12 protein-coding genes and 3 riboswitches are annotated in these 19544 nt (G+C 27.5%); of the genes, 3 read left to right on the forward strand and 9 right to left on the reverse strand.

All coding sequences use genetic code 11. The features are described 5' to 3' along the window. Positions 1 to 10: 10 nt before the first annotated feature. The 5 genes from JW646_RS19620 to JW646_RS19640 all read right to left on the reverse strand — a co-directional run bounded on the left by JW646_RS19620 (position 11) and on the right by JW646_RS19640 (position 3377). Entirely contained in the window at positions 11 to 823 is an 813-nt protein-coding gene (locus JW646_RS19620; protein ID WP_228416129.1) for an ABC transporter permease, read from the reverse strand. Further along, positions 817 to 1515 carry an ABC transporter ATP-binding protein gene (locus JW646_RS19625; protein ID WP_228416130.1) on the reverse strand — a complete coding sequence of 233 codons (699 nt, stop codon included), beginning with the start codon at positions 1513 to 1515 and terminating at the stop codon, positions 817 to 819. The genes JW646_RS19620 and JW646_RS19625 overlap by 7 nt, the downstream gene beginning before the upstream one ends. After that, the gene (locus tag JW646_RS19630) at positions 1516 to 1884 is read right to left on the reverse strand and encodes a GntR family transcriptional regulator (protein ID WP_228416131.1); all 369 of its coding nucleotides are present in this window, start codon (positions 1882 to 1884) and stop codon (positions 1516 to 1518) included. 157 nt (positions 1885 to 2041) lie between these two features. After that, positions 2042 to 2656, reverse strand: coding sequence for a flavodoxin family protein (locus JW646_RS19635; protein WP_228416132.1), 615 nt, complete (start codon positions 2654 to 2656; stop codon positions 2042 to 2044). 112 nt (positions 2657 to 2768) lie between these two features. Continuing rightward, positions 2769 to 3377, reverse strand: a complete 609-nt coding sequence (locus JW646_RS19640; protein WP_228416133.1) for a DUF2284 domain-containing protein — start codon at positions 3375 to 3377, stop codon at positions 2769 to 2771. A 211-nt stretch (positions 3378 to 3588) separates the two neighbouring features. Between JW646_RS19640 and JW646_RS19645 the strand changes: the two genes are divergently transcribed. Further along, a complete protein-coding gene (locus JW646_RS19645) occupies positions 3589 to 4368 on the forward strand; it encodes a class I SAM-dependent methyltransferase (RefSeq protein ID WP_228416134.1) in 780 nt (259 codons plus the stop codon). A gap of 64 nt (positions 4369 to 4432) precedes the next feature. Here the strand turns inward: JW646_RS19645 and JW646_RS19650 are convergent, their stop codons facing one another. Continuing rightward, a complete protein-coding gene (locus JW646_RS19650; RefSeq protein ID WP_228416135.1) occupies positions 4433 to 8050 on the reverse strand; it encodes an AAA family ATPase in 3618 nt (1205 codons plus the stop codon). A 273-nt stretch (positions 8051 to 8323) separates the two neighbouring features. Between JW646_RS19650 and JW646_RS19655 the strand changes: the two genes are divergently transcribed. Then, positions 8324 to 8662 (forward strand): hypothetical protein, encoded by a 339-nt coding sequence (locus JW646_RS19655; protein ID WP_228416136.1) that lies wholly within the window; start codon positions 8324 to 8326, stop codon positions 8660 to 8662. 114 nt (positions 8663 to 8776) lie between these two features. Here the strand turns inward: JW646_RS19655 and JW646_RS19660 are convergent, their stop codons facing one another. Continuing rightward, positions 8777 to 13000, reverse strand: coding sequence for a Cna B-type domain-containing protein (locus JW646_RS19660; protein ID WP_228416137.1), 4224 nt, complete (start codon positions 12998 to 13000; stop codon positions 8777 to 8779). Between the two features lie 518 nt (positions 13001 to 13518). Next, positions 13519 to 13602, reverse strand: a riboswitch (cyclic di-GMP riboswitch). A gap of 111 nt (positions 13603 to 13713) precedes the next feature. Beyond that, positions 13714 to 13797, reverse strand: a riboswitch (cyclic di-GMP riboswitch). A 101-nt stretch (positions 13798 to 13898) separates the two neighbouring features. Continuing rightward, a riboswitch (cyclic di-GMP riboswitch) is annotated at positions 13899 to 13982 on the reverse strand. Between the two features lie 631 nt (positions 13983 to 14613). On the opposite strand from JW646_RS19660, the gene JW646_RS19670 reads away from it, so the two are divergent. Continuing rightward, entirely contained in the window at positions 14614 to 15942 is a 1329-nt protein-coding gene (locus JW646_RS19670) for a hemolysin family protein (RefSeq protein ID WP_148557769.1), read from the forward strand. Between the two features lie 121 nt (positions 15943 to 16063). On the opposite strand, the gene JW646_RS19675 is transcribed toward JW646_RS19670, so the two are convergent. Together JW646_RS19675 and JW646_RS19680 are read right to left on the reverse strand one after the other, a co-directional pair. Beyond that, entirely contained in the window at positions 16064 to 17449 is a 1386-nt protein-coding gene (locus JW646_RS19675) for an aminopeptidase (RefSeq protein WP_228416138.1), read from the reverse strand. Positions 17450 to 18086: 637 nt separating this feature from the next. Further along, the gene (locus JW646_RS19680; protein ID WP_148557767.1) at positions 18087 to 19508 is read right to left on the reverse strand and encodes an alanine/glycine:cation symporter family protein; all 1422 of its coding nucleotides are present in this window, start codon (positions 19506 to 19508) and stop codon (positions 18087 to 18089) included. Between the last annotated feature and the right edge of the window lie 36 nt (positions 19509 to 19544).

The following is a 19544-nucleotide window of genomic DNA, read 5'->3' on the forward strand; positions in this document are numbered from 1 at the left end:
TCTTAATTATTTATTCAAGGTTTAGTTTTTTATTTAATATCCAATTAATTAATAAAAACAGCCCTGTTACTATAGTTAGACCTATTACTAAGTCTAGTGCTACATATGATAAATTTGAAGCTATAAAATCACTTGTAAGCTCTACCCCTGTTTCTGTTCCTAAAAGATTATTAGTTACAAAATTATAAATTTTACCTATAATTACATTTATTATAAAGAATACTATTACTCCTGCTGCCACTCTATGCTTACTAAGCTTAGGTAATTGACCAATAGATAAAGATAAATAAATTGTTAATACAAATATACTATAACTTATTAAGAATCCTACAGCCATATAAACAATAAACTGTATACCTTCAGTGAAAAATCCCGAGTGTGTAAATGCTTTGAAAAATTCTACTATATTAATATCTCCACCGATTGCAGCCATTATTGTAAATGATAATACTGCTACAATAGCACTAATAATTGCATAAATTAAAGCTACTAAAAGTTTAGATAATATTAAAGAGCTACTTCTAACAGGTAATGTAAACATTAAATATCCTTCTTCATCAAGTAAATTTTTCTTAAATCTTTGAATTGTAAGAATTATAGTGATTACAAATAAAGCCACAAATAAGGCAACTAAAACTAACATTAAAATGCCCTGAGCATTGTATGCCAGTGGATTCATAGGAAGTCCATCAACTCCTTGATTTTTAAAATTCACACCAATGTTTACTCCATTTATTGCTGCTAATAGCAAAATTACTAAATATAGTGGAAAAAATATTCTTCCACAAGCTTTAAATTCATATTTCATTAATTTACCTAACATTTAAATTCCTCCCTAAATAAAGTATCTATTGACTTACCTTTTTCTTCTCTTATTTCATCTACATTTCCTTGAAGTACTATTTCACCATCAGAAATAAATATTACATCATCACAAATATTTTCTATTTCACTTATTAAATGTGTTGCAATTAGTAAAGTAGAATTCTCATTGTAGTTTGCTAAAATAGTCTTAAGTATATAACTTCTTGCTGCTGGATCTACACCACCTATAGGTTCATCAAGTATATATAAATCCGCATTTCTAGACATTACTAAAATCAACTGAACTTTTTCCTTTGTCCCTTTAGACATTGTTTTTAACTTTTCATTTTTATCTATTTTTAAACTTTCAATCATTTGGTCTGCTTTTTCCATATCAAAATCTGCATAAAAGTCTTTAAAGAATCCTAATATATCTTTAACTTTCATCCAATCATTTAAATAAGTTTTTTCTGGCAAATATGAAACTATTTTTTTAGTTTCTATAGAAGGCTTTATACCCTTTATCTCTATACTACCTTGGTCTGCTTGTAGTAAATTATTCATCAACTTTATCATAGTAGTTTTCCCACTACCATTAGGTCCAAGCAACCCCACAATCTTTCCCTTTGGTATATTTAAATTTACACCCTTTAAAACTTCTTTGCTGCTATAACTTTTATAAACATTATTAAACTCTACCATATTTTCCATTTAGTTTTCCTCCTTTATATTAGAAATTACAAGATTAATTATTTCGTCTTTTGTAAAACCAAGTCTTTCCAGATTTATTTTTAGATTTTTTATTTCCTCATTGGCAACTTCTTTTTTCATAGATTTAATTTTCTCCTTATCATCAGTGACAAATCTTCCACTAGTTCTTTTGCTAAAAACTAGTTCTTCTCTTTCCAACTCCACCAATGCTTTTTGCATTGTGTTTGGATTTACTTGTGCATCTTCTGCCAAACTTCTTACTGAATCTATTTTTTCTCCTGCTTTAAACTCACCAGAGATTATCTTAGATTTTAATTGCTCCACCAGTTGTATATATACAGGCTTATTATTATCTATATTCCAACTCATTTTTTCACCGCCTTATTGTATTAATACTTTAATACAATAGTACAATAATACAATTTATTTATCAAGTACTTTTCATTAAAAAGTTTTATTTTAAAAATAAAAAATCCCTAAAACAAGCTTATTTACTTATTTTAAGGACTTTAATTTATATTTATTATTATCTAATAAAATTTGTTCCTATTCTTACTTCTTGTTGTGGTAATTCCTCCTTAGAGTTTTTCATAGTTTTTAACATCCAAGCCATATTATTACCTAAAGTTCTCATAATTTGAAGACCTTCTAAATCTTGTTTTGCTTCTTCTGGTGTATTTCCATGAATAGAGTTCCAATACTGAGATGAAACTACTGGCATTTGATTTATTGTAAAATATTTGTTTAAACGGTCAAAGGCAGCACTTGCTCCTCCTCTTCTACAACTTACTACTGATGCTGCAGGTTTATTTTTCATTAAATAAGAAGCAGAATAAAATAACCTATCTAATAAAGCACATAATGAACCATTTGGACCTGCATAGTAAACTGGAGAACCTACAACTATTCCATCAGCTTCTTTTACTTTTTCAAATAAGTTATTATAAAGTTCATCTGCAAATGCACACTTTCCAGTTTCATAACATTTACCACAAGCTATACATCCTTGTATTGGCTTCATTCCAATATGAAAAATTTCACTTTCCACATTATTGTTGTTTAAAGCTTTTGACACTTCACTTAAGGCAGTGTATGTACATCCATTTTTATGTGGGCTTCCATTTATTAATAATACTTTCATCTCAACATCTCCCTTTTAACTTTTATTCTTACTTATTAATTTTAATATATTTTTTTAAAATAATCTCTATATATTTATGTAATTTTCAAACAATCAAACTACTAGGTATTTTTTAAAATTCATCTTTTGTTATTGTTATATCTTCTTTAGTTAAAAGACCTATTGAATTAAAATAATACTGTGGAAGTTTTCCTCTTTGTGCCCACTTTAGTTCAATATTAAATAAATCTTTACTTAATTTGTCTACATTTCCTCCCAGCGACTCAATAGAATATCTCAAGTCATTTTCATATCTACATTTTTTAGACTGTTTTCTTGTACACTCATCACATTTGTAGCATTTACCCCATGCCAAACTTATAGAGTCTTCATATTTTTCTTCTAAGTATTTTGTTTTATCATAAAAGAATTCCATTTGTTTTCTAAAAAGTTCTTTTATAAATAAGTTAAGTTCCTCTTCATCATAAGTTTTTAAAACTACATCTTCCTCAAAAATAAATTTATACCCTAATACATGTAGGTATCTGTAATTTTTCCAATACTCAATTACATCAAAATCATAAGGAGGACAGCTCCATCTTGTGTCATAATTAGGACATTGCTTACAACATTCTAAAAATGTGTTCACATCTATATAATCCTCTATTATATCCTCCACCTTTATTTTTTTATAAAAAACTTCTGTAACATAACTATTATTTAAATAAGATAGCTCACTCAAAATAATTCCCTCCAATTATAATCTCTTTAATTCTATTTTAGTATATATTTATAATTTTATATTAATTTTTTCAAACTTATTATTAGCTATTTAAAAGACAATAAATTTATAATATACTATTTATAAAGCAAGCAATTTAATTAGTACAACAATAACTTATCATTATTTAATTTAATCATTTTATTTGTATTAATTTTAAGGGGTGTATATTATGAATAACAAAGAAGTAATAAAACAAAATCAATTAGCTTGGGACAAAAAGGTTGTAAATAATACTCCTTGGTCAATACCAGTTACAAAAGAGGAAATAGAAAATGCAAGAAAAGGAATCTTTAATATAAAGCTAACTGCTCATAAGAATGTGCCTAGAAGTTGGTTTCCTGAGGATTTGAATAAAAAAAGAGTATTATGTCTTGCTTCTGGTGGTGGACAACAGGGGCCTATTTTAGCTGCTGCTGGAGCTATAGTTACTGTATTTGACATATCAATAAATCAATTAAAGCAAGATGAAAAGGTTTCCAAGGAAAATAATCTGATGATTTCCACTGTGCAAGGAGATATGACACATTTACATTGTTTTAAAAACAATTATTTTGATTTAGTATTTTGTCCTGTATCAGTAACATATATACCAGATGTACTTCCTGTATTCAAAGAATGTTATAGAGTTTTAAAAACAGGTGGAACCTTCTTATTTGGAAGTACAAATCCTTTAATTTATTTGTTTGATAATAAAAAATACGATGAAGGTGTATTTGAAGTTGTAAATAAACTTCCATTTAACTCTTTAGATGAATTAAATGAGGAAGAGAAAATGGACTTTTTAAATAATAGAGAGGCCGTAGAATATAGTCATACTTTGGAAGATTTAATCGGTGGTCAAACAAGTGTTGGCTTCGCTATTAATGGTTTTTATGAAGATGTGGATGATGATAAAATCTGTAAATATAGTGCTAAATATTTTGCAACAAAAGCTGTAAAAACTAAATAATATTAAAAGGGACTACATTAGAATATTTTTCTATATAGCCCCTTTATAATTTATTTACTTATAATTAATCTCTTAATAAATTTTTTTTCAAAATATTAAATTCTTCTTTAGTAATTAAATTTAAATCTAATAAGTTTTTCAATTTAAGTAATTCATCTATAATATTTATGTTTCTACCATAAGGCAAACTACATTCATTATAACTTATTAAATTATCTTTCACTAAATTCTCTTTTTCGGATTTTATATTAAAATAAGATTCTTCAATTGTATTTTCTTTTATAAATTGCTCTTTACTTTTTCTTATATCTAAAGAGTTAATAGTATTTATATCTTTTGGTATTATTTTATCGTTATAAACCCTTATGCTTTGTATTCTTACAACTTTATCTAAAAACTTAGTAATCATAAGTGCATTTTTAACACTAAGATTAGATACTCTTGAAAGATCCACTATGGATTTTTTCAATTCTTCTTCTCCATCTTTATTTATTTCATACCCTCTATAAGTTATAAGATTTGTTGCAATTTCAAATAATTCATTTTCATTGTAGTCCTCAAAATCTAACCATATTGGAAATCTGCAACTAAGTGCAGAGTGACTTAATACAAATTCCTTCATACCATCTTTTTGCCCACACAACACAATAATTATTTTATTATTATTTTTGTCAATAAACTTTATTAAAGATGATATTAACTCTTTATTATTGTATTTATTATTAAATAGATGCACTTTATCAATTAATACCATTTTGCCTAAATAAGCATTTAGTATATCCTCAATTTGTACTCCTCCATCCAAAAGAGCAGTAATTTCTGTTTCATCCATTTCCACAATATGTTTTGATTTTAAAATTCCCACACTGTAATACATACTTGATAATATTTTTAATGTTGATTTTTTACCTGTACCGTTATTTCCTGTAAATACCATATTGCTATATTTACTTAACTGACTTTTTACTCCCAGCTTTTCTCTTTTTTCTTTTGTCTTTATAATTTTATATTGATTTCTTAAAAAGTTCTTAGCTTTTTCATTTGCTGCAATTTTTTTCAACTTAGATTCTAAATTAAAATCATTTGCAGATGTAAATTCATTTATATGATCAATATCTTTCGTAGTTATTAGGTTCATTTCGTAAACACTTATATCACTTTCAGATATTCGAATACTCTGAGCTCTAATTAAGTTTTCCACATAGTTTCTCACTAATCTTCCATTTCCAGATTGCATATCGGAATTTTCATATATATCAACAAAACTCTTTTTAAGGGACGTATAACCATTTTTTGATAATTTAAATCCTTTAGACTCTAAAAGTTTTACTGCCATTTCAGAAAGTTCATCTGGCTTATAATCTTGAAAGTTAGTCCATAGAGGGAATCTAGAACGCAGACCAATATTCACATCAAAGAAATCTTCCATTTCTTTTTCATATCCTGCAAGTATTACTATTACATCTTTTGAATAATCCTCTATTAACTTAAGTAATGTTTCTATGGCTTCTCTTCCAAGAGGGTCGTAGGCTAAAGTATAAGCTTCATCTATAAACAATATACCACCTATAGCTTCTTTAAAAGTTTCTTCAGTTTTTTTAGATGTTTCACCAGGAATTTCTGAAACAAAGTTTGATCTATCAGTTTCCACAAGCTGACCTATTTTAAGTAAGCCCATGCTATTCAACATTTCTGCTACAAGTCTTGCTATGGAAGTTTTTCCTGTTCCAGGGTTTCCCGCAAAAACCATGTTTAGATTTTGTTCAATTTCTGTTTCTACTCCTACGGATTTTCTTTTTTCCTGTGCAACAATAAGCTTGTACTGACTCCTTAGTAAGTTTTTAACTTCTTCCAAACCAATTATATTTTTTAGTCTTTCGTCCAAATTAAATTTAGCTTTAACCTTGAAATTGAAGTTATGTCTTTCTAACAAATCTATTTTCTTTTGTTTGTCTTGTAAATACTTCCTAGATGCATCCATTATGGCATTTTCAACTATGTTTCTTACAAATCTGGCATTACCTAAATCATTTTTCCCACTAATTTGGTTTTTTGCAAATAAGTCTATTAAGTCATCTTCCACATTATCTGCTATTTTATATCCTTTACTTTTTGCAATATTAACTGCTATGGCATACATTTCATAAGGAGTATAATCTTCAAAATGGATTTTATTTGGAAATCTAGATTTTAGTCCTGGATTCATACTCAGGAATTTTTCCATATCATTTTCATATCCAGCAAGAATTACTACTAAATCATCTCTATTATCCTCTATTCCTTTAAGAAGAGCATCTACAATTTCTTTACCAACTTTATCTTCTTCGCTTTCACAAAGAGAATAAGCTTCATCTATAAATAAAACTCCTCCAATGGCAGAGTTTATAACTTCCATAGTTTTTTTAGCAGTTTCATTTGTATTTTCGCTAACAAAATCTGCTTTACTTACTTCTCTAAATACTCCACGAGAAAGTAAACCTAGAGCATTTAAGTATTCAAAAGTAGTTCTTGCTGCATTAGTCTTTCCTGTACCTGCATTTCCTGCAAATATCATATTCATTGATATTTTAGAAGTAGTAAGTCCCAATCGCTCTCTTATATTTTGTACTTTATAATTGTTTTGAACATTATAAATAAATTCTTTTAGTTCTTTTATTCCTATTATAGAATTTAATTTGTATTTAGCTTCTTCTAAGGTTGGCGTTGTGTAATCACTTAATTTATAAACCTGAAATCCTACCTTACAATATATCTCGTCATTTTCCACATAAATAAATAATCTACTATTTAATTTTATATTTTCTTTAATAACAAGATTTCTAAGAGGATTATTAAGTTTGTAGATAACATACTCTGATATACCAAAATCACTATCTTTTTTATAACTTTCTTGTAAATATTTACAAATACCAAAGTATTCTTTATTAGACTCATCTTTATTTAAATCTATCATTATGTCCAAAGATAATTCTTCTTTTATCTTGTTTATTGTTTCAATTACCCTTCTTTTTACTACAATATTTCTTTCTTTTTCATCTAAATCTTTCGTATAAAACATTTTATCTATTAAATTATTGCCAAATACTTTTTCTAAATCAATATTTTTATCATCACTAGTAAACACTATAAACTTATTATTGCAGATTAATTGATTTATTTTTTCTTTATGAATTTTTTCTGATTTCAAAATATCATTTATCTCTTCTTGGTGTTTTTCATCAGCTTTTACAAATACATTATTTTTTATAATATAATCATCATTTAAATTAAAACAAGAATTTAAACAAAGTTCAGAAATAACATTCACTATTTCTTCCATTGCATCTTGTATATTTTTAAACATTATACATTTGGATTTAGATTTTAATTTTTCATGTAAATCACTTAAAAATGCATTATATCCTAATTTAAAGTTGTATGTATCTAGATTTATTTCATTTATATTATCACTTTCTATTAGTTCTTCTTTGTACATTTCTTCAATCAAAAGCCTAACACTTGTTTTCTTGCCCGTGTCTTTTTCTCCAACTAGAAGAATAACTCCTTTTTCATTTTTTACCGTTTTATCTTTTATATAGTTTATTAAATTTTTTATATATAAGTCTTGGCCTATAAGCTCATTTTTCAAAAGCTTTTCTATTTCTTTAAATTTGTTTTCTATCTCATTGTATATTTCATCCATAAGTTTTCTCCTCTCTTTTACTCTTACCTATAATCTTATACCCTTTTTATCCTTATATTCATTATTATTTTTAAAATTTTAATTAAAATGGTCATTTGTTATTATTTTTATATAAGTATTAATTTCCTCAAAAATTTCTATAAATCTTAAAGTATGTTGTATACATCTATAATTTATGAAGGTTTATATATTTTTATGTCTAATTATTGAATTAAGATAATATTTAAACAAATATTTTTCTAACTATAAATTAAGAAGGTTGGTGTAAAGTATATGGCAAGTACTATAGTAAATTTTCCTTATAATTCTTTAGGTGTTGCAAGATTAGATTCTGATGGTGTAATTCACAATCATTTATATCACCAATGTCCAGTAGGAAGAATAGACACTAACAATATAATTCACAATCATCCAATTAATAATTCTCCAATAGGAAGAATAGATGATAATAACATAATACATAGTCATCCAACTAACTACTTCCCTGTTGGAAGAGTTGATGATAATGGATATGTATATGATAATAAAAATGTTAGAGTTGGAAGAGTAGAGGGAGAAGAGTGCCTGAAAGCAGGAAGTGCATTTTTATTATTAATTAATAATTTGAGATAATATATAAATTAAATATAAATTAAAAAGACTTGCTTATTAGGCAAGTCTTTTTGAGTTAAATAAAGAGGCTTCTTTATTCAAAATCTAAGTGTTTAACAAAATTAATTCGTTTTATTACTTAGTATTTTTTTTACGTTGAATTACAAAAATTATAACTATTGAGGATAATAATATTACTAAATAGAATAAAATATTTGCTGCATCTTTAGTTGCTGGTGTAGTCCTATTATTGCTATTTGAACTATTTATATTATTATTTGTATTACTGTTTGTATTATTGTTGCTACTATTTGGATCTTTGTTATTTGATTGCCCATTGAAATTTGTACCTTTTTTAGTATTCGTGATCAAGTATCCTTCATCAACACTACCAGTAATAGTTGTATCATATCCTTCAACAGCTGCTTCTTTTACTGTGTAATTTATTTCTTTACCATTTGTGTATTTTTCTAAGTTTGAGAATATATATTGCCAGTTTTCTTCTTTAGATAATTGTTTACGTTGTATTTCTTTTCCATTAGCTAGCAATATAACTGTAATATTCTTTTCTTCTCCACCCTTCCATACTTTTGTTACTCCAACTGATATTTTTCCAGTTATTGTATTAGTTACAGTAAATCCTGTTTCTGATGTTCCTGTTATTACATTTGAATAACCCTCTAAGGCTTTTTCTACTAATGTGTAGTTTATTTCTTTTCCTGTTTTTTCATCATACTTCGGTAATTCTGTAAATGTGTGTTTCCAGTTTGTTTCTTCTGTAAGTTTTATTGTTTCTTTTTCTACATTGTCAGCTAAAAGTGTTACTTCTGCTTCTTTTCCTGCTTTTCCTACCCACACCTTATTTACTGGTATTGATATTTTTTCTATGTTAGTATTCTTTATAACAAAACCTGAATTCATATCTCCTGTGATTTCTGATTTATATCCATCTACTGCTATTTCTTCTACTGTATAATTGATTTCTTTACCATCTTTATACTTTTCTAAATTTGAGAATGTGTATTGCCATTTATTCCCTTCATTTAGAATTTGACTTTCTACCTTTTTGCCATTAGCCATTAAATTTACTGTTACACTATCAGCTGCTTTTCCTATCCATTTTTTTGTTACTCCAACTGATGTTTTCCCAGTTATTGTATTAGTTACAGTAAATCCTGTTTCTGATGTTCCTGTTATTACGATTGAGTAACCTTCTAATGATTTTTCTGCTAATGTGTAGTTTATTTCTTTTCCTGTTTTTTCATCGTACTTCGGTAATTCTGTAAATGTGTGTTTCCAGTTTGTTTCTTCTGTAAGTTTTATTGTTTCTTTTTCTACATTGTCAGTTAAAAGTGTTACTTCTGCTTCTTTTCCTGCTTTTCCTATCCACACCTTATTTACTGGTATTGATATTTTTTCTATGTTAGTATTCTTTATAACAAAACCTGAATTCATATCTCCTGTGATTTCTGATTTATATCCATCTGCTGCTATTTCTTCTACTGTATATTTGATTTCTTTTCCATCTTTGTACTTTTCTAAATTCGAGAATGTGTATTGCCATTCATTTCCTTCATTTAGAACTTGACTTTCTACCTTTTTGCCATCTGCCATTAAATTTACTGTTACACTATCAGCTGCTTTTCCTATCCATTTTTTTGTTACTCCAACTGATGTTTTTCCAGTTATTGTATTAGTTACAGTGAATCCTGTTTCTGATGTTCCTGTTATTACGCTTGAGTAACCTTCTAATGATTTTTCTGCTAATGTGTAGTTTATTTCTTTTCCTGTTTTTTCATCGTACTTCGGTAATTCTGTAAATGTGTGTTTCCAGTTTGTTTCTTCTGTAAGTTTTATTGTTTCTTTTTCTACATTGTCAGTTAAAAGTGTTACTTCTGCTTCTTTTCCTGCTTTTCCTATCCACACCTTATTTACTGGTATTGATATTTTTTCTATGTTAGTATTCTTTATAACAAAACCTGAATTCATATCTCCTGTGATTTCTGATTTATATCCATCTGCTGCTATTTCTTCTACTGTATATTTGATTTCTTTTCCATCTTTGTACTTTTCTAAATTCGAGAATGTGTATTGCCATTCATTTCCTTCATTTAGAATTTGACTTTCTACCTTTTTGCCATCTGCCATTAAATTTACTGTTACACTATCAGCTGCTTTTCCTATCCATTTTTTTGTTACTCCAACTGATGTTTTTCCAGTTATTGTATTAGTTACAGTAAATCCTGTTTCTGATGTTCCTGTTATTACGCTTGAGTAACCTTCTAATGATTTTTCTGCTAATGTGTAGTTTATTTCTTTTCCTGTTTTTTCATCGTACTTCGGTAATTCTGTAAATGTGTGATTCCAGTTTGTTTCTTCTGTAAGTTTTATTGTTTCTTTTTCTACATTGTCAGCTAAAAGTGTTACTTCTGCTTCTTTTCCTGCTTTTCCTACCCACACCTTATTTACTGGTATTGATATTTTTTCTATGTTAGTATTCTTTATAACAAAACCTGAATTCATATCTCCTGTGATTTCTGATTTATATCCATCAATAGGAGTTTCTTTAACTGCATAGTTAATTTCTTTTCCATCTTTGTACTTTTCTAAATTCGAGAATGTGTATTGCCATTCATTTCCTTCATTTAAAACCTGACTTTCTACCTTTTTGCCATCTGCCATTAAATTTACTGTTACACTATCAGATGCTTTTCCTATCCATTTTTTTGTCACATCAATACTAGTCTTTTCAGTATAAGTATTTGTTACTGTAAGATCTTTTTCTGTCTTTACATAACCATTTGGTGTAAAATCTTTTCCATCTTTATTAACTTCTTTTACAGAATAATTATAAGGTTCACCACTGTCATCTGTTTTCTCTAAGTCATTCCATGTTACTTCAGAAGTACCACTTGGAAGAGATTTTATCTCTGCATTTGTAACTTCTTTAGAAGTTGTATCATCTCCAACACTACGATATAATTTAAAGTATATTGTAGGCTTTTCTACTGGTCCGCCATCCCAAATTTTTGTTGCTTTTACATCAATAAGTTTCTTGTTATTTTCAATATTTAATAATGTTCCTTCTTTGTCTGTATCTTTTACAATAAAAGTTATTTCTTTTGATTCTAGTGGATCAAATTTAATCCACTCTGGTGCAGAAATTTCTTTAACTATATATTCTGCTACAGGTAATTTTTTTACATTTGCAATACCATTTTCGTCAGTAACCAATTGGATTACTTTTTCATTATCTTTAATTACTCCACCATCTTTTCTTTTTAGCTCAAACTTAACCTTTGGTATACCAACTTGTGTTCCAGAAATAGATTTGAAAATTTTCAACTCACCTTTTACTGTACCAGTAATTCCTCCACTAGAATGAATATTTGCTACACTAAAATTAAAATCTTCTCCATTAACCGCAGGCTTATTATTTTCCTTGTACCAAGCTTTTGTATTATTTTCAAATGTATCTTGATTTTTATTTGTTATCTTTGTTTTGTACATAATCACAAAATTATTTAAAGATGCATATCCTCTAGGAATATTTACTGTAATTTCTCCTGAGGAAACATTCACCCTTATACTAGAGCCTGGATAATCTCTTTCAAAATTTGCTATAGCATTTTCACCATAATATGTATTTGGTCTATGTCCCTTTACATAAATAACAAAGCTATCTGCTTTTAATATTTGACCTGATTGTATACTATCTTCAATATATATTCTATCATCCACATATGATTTTTCATTATTTATAGCTAAAAACCAACGAACATGATCTATATCATTTGATTGAATGTCACCTGTTTTGTAATAAAAAACACTGTTCCTTCCTGATACACCTTTGTGAATAGAAACTTCTGCTCTTTTTGACCCAGATTGAACAGATACTGTTTTTGTATCATCTTGTGAAGTATCTGTTAAATTTCTTCCTAAAACTTTAAACTCAATCCATCCTTCAACATCGTCCAAATTATCTACCTTACTATTAAATGTAATTGTTGCTTCAGAATTAGTAATAACTGCTTTTGCAACTTCTTTTCCTTGAATAATAAGGGGTATAGTATCTTTATACCCTGATAAATACGCTTGTCCAGATGAGTCCCAAGTTACATGTATCCTATCTCCTTCACTAATATTGCCACCATTTTCATCAAATTCTAAACGTACTGTTGTATTTCCTCCATCATCAATTTTTGATGGTGATACTAATAGTTTAGCAACATTAGTAGATGAAATATCTCTTCCTTCTTGTTTATTTTCTGCATATGCACTCATGTTTGGCATAATAAGATTTAATATCATTATAGCTGCCATAAATATTCCAAATATACTTTTCTTTTTTTGTTTCATAATTATAACTCCTCACTAGTAATATATTTATTATGTAAGTTGTAATTATTTATTTACTGTTTTTGTAACTCAAATACTGTATTAGGCTAAGTGAAAATATATGCTTCTTTTATAAAATAAAACATTAAAGAAATCTGTCATAAAGTACTGTCTGATTCATCTGAATGTTTTTTATTTTCTGTATATTTTCGACATAATTTTGTTAGTAATTGAATCCTTATAACTTTTATATTTACAATTTACATAAATTAAATTTAGGTTTATTTCATTACTTACCCTTATATTTAAATTTTTTTATTTGGGTGAGTCCCCCTTTGATTATCATAAAATAATTAAGCGCCTGATTATCCTATATGTTATTTTCTGCATAGTTATGCCATATGCATCAATTTCATTAGTTTTCTTACCATTTCTTTAGATTTTAATTTCCAAAGAAGTTATTTAAGTTTTCATTAACTATAAAAACACAATCATCAATAAAAAAAGCTATATTTAACAATTAATAAAGTTTTATTAATTGAAAATATAGCCGGTTGCACCACTAACTCCATATACCCTAGGTGCCCACATATAAGATATACTTCATTGTATCTATTTAGTTATTTTGTTTTGTGCAAATTTCAAAAATAGTTATATACATTTCTATAAACACTGCAATAGCATAATTTATAATAAAAAAAGCCATACTCAACAATTAATATAAATTTATTAATCGAAAATATAGCCGGTTGCACCACTAACTCCATATATCTTAGGTGCCCATATACAAGATATACTTCATCGTATCTATTTTATTTTTTATAAATATAAAAATAGTTATTTAAATTTTCATAAGCTTTGAAATAATTTAATTCATAATAAAAAAAGCCATACTAACAATTAATATGAATTTATTAATTGAAAATATAGCCGGTTGCACCACTAACTCCATATATCTTAGGTGCCCACGTACAAGATATACTTCACAGTATCTATTTTTTTCATATAATTTTAAAAGTTTGGTCTATTCGACTTAACAACTTATACCTTTACACTAATGTTACCATATTTGTATATTTTTTTCAACTTTTACAAGATTTCTAACAAAAACTTAAGTTTTCATATAAAATATACTATCTCGTATAATTATAAACTCAATAATAGCATCTACTTCACTCCATTGTGAGTATTCTTTAGTTAAGGCTATTATTTGTAAAAAAATAGTTGCAACAAGGCAACTATTCTAAACTTTTATCCAGTTACATTTCCTCCAGTAATAATAGCAACCCTTTCTTTTAGTTTATCACTTCCATTATAATATGCATTGTCAGATATGGGCCTTGGATTCATAAGATATTCCATACCAGGGTGACAATTTTGGTGTTGCGGTGGAAAATTAACTTTAACAACTTCACAATTTTTCCTAGTATCTATATTTTTGTAAAAGGATAGATTTATATTCTTCTCTCTTATTTTCTCATAGCATAAATTATCCTGATTTTCCTTAATATAATGTATTTTGAATAATATAAAAAATTTATAAAAAAATATTCATAAATTAACACAAATTTAATATATTATATCTATAATTATTTATATAATATATTAATAAAAACTTTAGGAGGAGTTTGATAATGAGTAGTCTTGATGACCTCTCGAGGAGTATTATTCCTCAACTATTTTTAATACTAATTCTTACACTAATTAATGGATTTTTCGCTGCTGCGGAAATGGCCTTTGTATCAGTCAACAAACACAAAATTAGTTCTCTTTGTGAAGAGAATAATAAAAAAGCCATTCTTTTAATGAAATTGTTAGATGATCCAAGTAATTTTTTATCTACTATACAAATAGGAATTACTTTAGCTGGATTTTTCTCAAGTGCATCTGCTGCAACTACACTATCAGTTAGATTATTTAATTTATTAGCACCATATAACATTTTATATATCAAGGAATTTTCCATGATATTAATAACAATCATACTTTCATTTTTAACGCTAGTATTTGGTGAGCTAGTACCTAAAAGAATTGCATTACAAAAATGCGAAAAAATCGCCTTAGCCTCAGTAAAACCTATTTATTTTGTATCTAAAATTTCCAAACCTTTCATAAAAATATTGTCATTATCTACTAAAGCTATACTAAAGCTAACACATAATGATAATGTAGAAGACGAAAACAATATTAGCACAGAAGAAATAAAATTATTAATCACACAATCACAAAAAAATGGAACAATCAATATTATGGAAAAGGAAATAATAGATAAGGTTTTTGATTTTTCAGACAAAATGTCTAAAGAAATTATGACTTCTAGAACAGATACTGTTTTAATTGATATAGATGACCATATTAATATAAAGCTTAACACTATTCTTAATTGTAAATATTCACGAATACCTGTATATAAAGATTCTGTAGATAATATAATTGGAATACTTTATATTAAAGATTTAATATCACATTTAGTTAATAGTAATTTTGATAATCTTAATTTAAAAAGTTTATTACACTCACCTTCCTTTGTACCAGAAACGAAGAAAATTGATGAATTGTTTCTATTGTTAAAACAAAGCAAGAACCACATGGCTATTTTAATTGATGAGTATGGTGGTTTTTCTGGTATAGTCACAATGGAAGATATCATAGAAGAAATAGTTGGTGACATTGAAGATGAGTATGACATAGATAATGACAAAGTTAAAAGTCTTGGCAATGGCAGCTTTGAAATTAAAGGTAACATGACTCTCTTAGATTTTAATAATATTTTTGACACACATATTAAGTGTGAAGATTGCGATACAATAAATGGTTATATTATTTCAACTATAAATAAAATTCCTAGTAATGAAGAAAATATTATTTTGAATATAGAAAATTATGAGCTAAAAGTAGTTGAAGTTGACGATAATCGTATTGAAAAACTTAGAGTCAACTTTGCTAAACAAAGCGCAAGCTAAAACTAGTAAAAAAGTCACAGAGCTTATCTAATAAGCATGTGACTTTCTTTATGATACTAGTGTAATTTTTATGTATTACTACTTTCCTTTGACATGTTAAATCCCCTTTTAAATTTGTTATTTATTTTATAAATTCTTTGTAGCCTCTGTACATTTCATAAATATCTACTTTTGAGATTACTTCGTAAGGAGCATGCATGCTTAACACCCCAACACCACAGTCAATAACTTGCGCTCCATAATCTGCTAAAATAAATGCTATAGTTCCCCCTCCTCCTTGGTCTACTTTTCCAAGCTCTGCAGTTTGCCATGCTATATTTTCTTTATTAAATATATTTCTAATTTCAGATACAAACTCAGCATTTGCATCATTGCTTCCTGATTTACCTCTAGATCCTGTGTATTTGGCAATTACAACACCCCTACCTATATGACAGGAGTTGTTCTTGTCATATACTGATGCAAAGTTTGGATCATATCCAGCTGTAACATCTGCTGATAATACTTTCGAGTTATAAAATGCTCTTTTTACTTTTAATTCACAGTAATCTTCTTGCAAATTTATAAGCTCAGATACTACATTTTCAAAGAATTTTGATTTCATTCCCGTATTACCTTCAGATCCTATTTCTTCTTTATCAACACAAATTACAGATGCTGTATACTCTGGATTTTCTATATCAAATATGGCTTTTATTCCTGCAAAAGAACAAACTCTATCGTCGTGCCCATATGAAATTATCATAGATCTGTCTATTCCTAAATCTCTTGCAAATCCGGCAGGAACTATTTCAATTTCTGCACTAAGAAAGTCTTCTTCATCCATTCCGTATTTATCATTTAATAATTTTAATATTGTGTATTTTACTTTATCTGATTCTTCATTTTCATTAGGTATATTTCCACATAATACATTTAAATCTTCTCCCCCTATACCATCACTCATTTTTTTAGAATTTTGATCTGCTGATAAATGAGGTAATAAGTCCGTTATGCAAAATACTGGATCATTTTCTTCATCACCAATAGATATTTCCATAGATGTATTATCTTTTAGTATTACAACTCCATACATTGCTAAGGGAATTGTAACCCATTGATATTTTTTAATACCACCATAATAATGAGTTTTTAACATTGCTAAATCAGAATCTTCATAAAGAGGATTTTGTTTTAAATCAAGTCTAGGTGAATCAAGGTGACTTCCAATAATTTTCATACCTTCTGATATATTTTTTTCACCTATAACAAATAGTGCTACTCCTTTATCTCTATTAATCACATATATCTTTTGTCCCGCTTTTATTACTTTGTTTGACATAACCTCTTCCAAAGATGTGTAACCTCTATCCTTAGCCATCTTAACAATTTCTTTTACACATTTTCTTTCTGTCTTACCCTTATCTAGAAATTGAATATATTCTTTAGAATATCGAAAAACATTTTCGTAGTCATTATTTTCTCTTACAACATCCCATCCATTTTTTAATTTGTAATTTAATTTCATTATACATTCCCCCAAAACATTTTATTTTATGAATATAATTATGCTAAGTTATTTACTAAATTAAATATATTTCTATTTTCACTTTTCTTTTTATTATTTGTTTAAATTCTAACAACACCATTTACAAATTTCAATAAGAAAAATATTTTCGCAATAGTAAATATTTTCTTCAATTTCTAATTTTTTATATAATTAAATATTATTTTTATAATCATTCAAATTTAATTAATTATTAAGTGTTTAAATTGTGAAAAATTTAATCATTTAATCAACAATAGTACTCTTATGTAAGAACAAAATAACTCAACAAATCTTAGTCTGTTTATTAAAAAAATGAACACTTTAAGTACAAATACATCAAATAAAAAAACACAAAATCAATATAACAAAAAATACTGGAATGATATATGGTATCATTCCAGTACAAAATCCAAATTACACCATTAATTTGGATATATAAATATGTATATTTATTTTCAACTTATTATTATCTTACATTAAATTTTTCTAATTCTTCAAGAGGTAATGGCTTAGAAATGCTAATTTAAAATTAGCACTTTGGATAAAAATTATATTTTATTGTTTTTGTATTTTAAAAGGGCGTATCATTTTTGATACCCCCTTAAAATCATCTATATTACATAGCTTTATCTTGTCTATCATTTCTCCAGTGTTCAATGTTTTCTAATCCTTTTATATTAGAAGCATCAAATACAGGTTCTTTTATTCCAGCTTTCTTTTGGTCTGTATAATCTTGTAAAGCTATAAATGCATATTTACCAATTAAAGCTATGGCTACTAAGTTTATTATTGCCATTAGCCCCATAAATACATCTGCTAAATTCCAAACTATTTCAACAGTTGCTACTGAACCAAACAGTACCATAGCAACAACTAACGCCCTAAATACATTCATAACTGTTTTGTTGTTACTCATAAATTCTATATTTGATTGACCATAGTAGTAGTTACCAACTATAGAACTGAATGCAAATAGTAATATACATATTGCTAGGAATACATATCCTATTGATCCTATGTGAGAGCTTAAAGCTGCCTGAGTTAATTGTATTCCGTCAAGTCCTGCTGTTGAATATTTAGGGTATAATAGTATAATAAATGCAGTACATGAACAAATCACTATAGTATCTGTAAATACACCTAAACTTTGGATTAAACCTTGTTTAACTGGATGAGTTGTATCTGCAGTTGCCGCAGCATTTGGAGCAGAACCCATACCTGCTTCGTTAGAGAATAATCCTCTTTTTATACCAACTAATATCATACCACTCATTGAACCTACAGCCATTTCTCTAACTCCAAAAGCACTTTCAAATATAGTTACTATTATTCCTGGTATTTCTGTTATATTAATTACCACAACAAATAATGCAACTAAGATATACATAACTGCCAATACTGGCACTATTATTTCAGAAACTTTTGCAACCCTGTGAACACCACCAAATATTACCAATCCTGTTAATATTGCAATGATTACTCCTATTACAAATTTATCTACTCCAAAAGCATTATTAAATGCAGCTGTTATTGTGTTTGATTGAACTGCGTTAAATACAAATCCATAACATATTGTTATAAGAATTGAAAATAACATTCCCATTTTTTTACTTCCAAGACCTTGTTCTATATAATATGCAGGTCCTCCTCTAAATCCTTCACCATCTTTTACCTTATATATTTGTGCTAACGTACTTTCCACAAAACTTGATGCTGAACCAATAAGAGCTATTAACCACATCCAAAATACTGATCCAGGTCCTCCAGCAACAACTGCCATTGCAATACCTGCTATATTACCCGTACCAACACGAGATGCTGTTGATATACAAAAAGCTTGGAATGATGAAACAGCTCCTTCTTTCTTTTCTCCCTTTGCTCCATCACCTAAAAGCCTAAACATTTCTCCAAAATACCTAAATTGTACAAACTTTGTCCTAAAAGTAAAGTAAAGTCCTAGTACGATTAACATTACTATAAGAATTTTTGACCATAAGACGTCACTAACACTTAATATTAAATTGTTTAATAATTCCATTATATTTTTCCCTCCAATTATATTCATTTTTTTGTT

It is taken from the genome of Terrisporobacter hibernicus (assembly GCF_020809405.1).
GTDB classification, from domain to species: domain Bacteria; phylum Bacillota; class Clostridia; order Peptostreptococcales; family Peptostreptococcaceae; genus Terrisporobacter; species Terrisporobacter petrolearius.

What these genes read in the sequence shown, in the direction of transcription:
- JW646_RS19620 (WP_228416129.1), bottom strand. Translation starts at nt 823, where the DNA reads ATGTTAGGTAAATTAATGAAATATGAATTTAAAGCTTGTGGAAGAATA.
- JW646_RS19625 (WP_228416130.1), bottom strand. Translation starts at nt 1,515, where the DNA reads ATGGAAAATATGGTAGAGTTTAATAATGTTTATAAAAGTTATAGCAGC.
- JW646_RS19630 (WP_228416131.1), bottom strand. Translation starts at nt 1,884, where the DNA reads ATGAGTTGGAATATAGATAATAATAAGCCTGTATATATACAACTGGTG.
- JW646_RS19635 (WP_228416132.1), bottom strand. Translation starts at nt 2,656, where the DNA reads ATGAAAGTATTATTAATAAATGGAAGCCCACATAAAAATGGATGTACA.
- JW646_RS19645 (WP_228416134.1), top strand. Translation starts at nt 3,589, where the DNA reads ATGAATAACAAAGAAGTAATAAAACAAAATCAATTAGCTTGGGACAAA.
- JW646_RS19650 (WP_228416135.1), bottom strand. Translation starts at nt 8,050, where the DNA reads ATGGATGAAATATACAATGAGATAGAAAACAAATTTAAAGAAATAGAA.
- JW646_RS19655 (WP_228416136.1), top strand. Translation starts at nt 8,324, where the DNA reads ATGGCAAGTACTATAGTAAATTTTCCTTATAATTCTTTAGGTGTTGCA.
- JW646_RS19660 (WP_228416137.1), bottom strand. Translation starts at nt 13,000, where the DNA reads ATGAAACAAAAAAAGAAAAGTATATTTGGAATATTTATGGCAGCTATA.
- JW646_RS19670 (WP_148557769.1), top strand. Translation starts at nt 14,614, where the DNA reads ATGAGTAGTCTTGATGACCTCTCGAGGAGTATTATTCCTCAACTATTT.
- JW646_RS19675 (WP_228416138.1), bottom strand. Translation starts at nt 17,449, where the DNA reads ATGAAATTAAATTACAAATTAAAAAATGGATGGGATGTTGTAAGAGAA.
- JW646_RS19680 (WP_148557767.1), bottom strand. Translation starts at nt 19,508, where the DNA reads ATGGAATTATTAAACAATTTAATATTAAGTGTTAGTGACGTCTTATGG.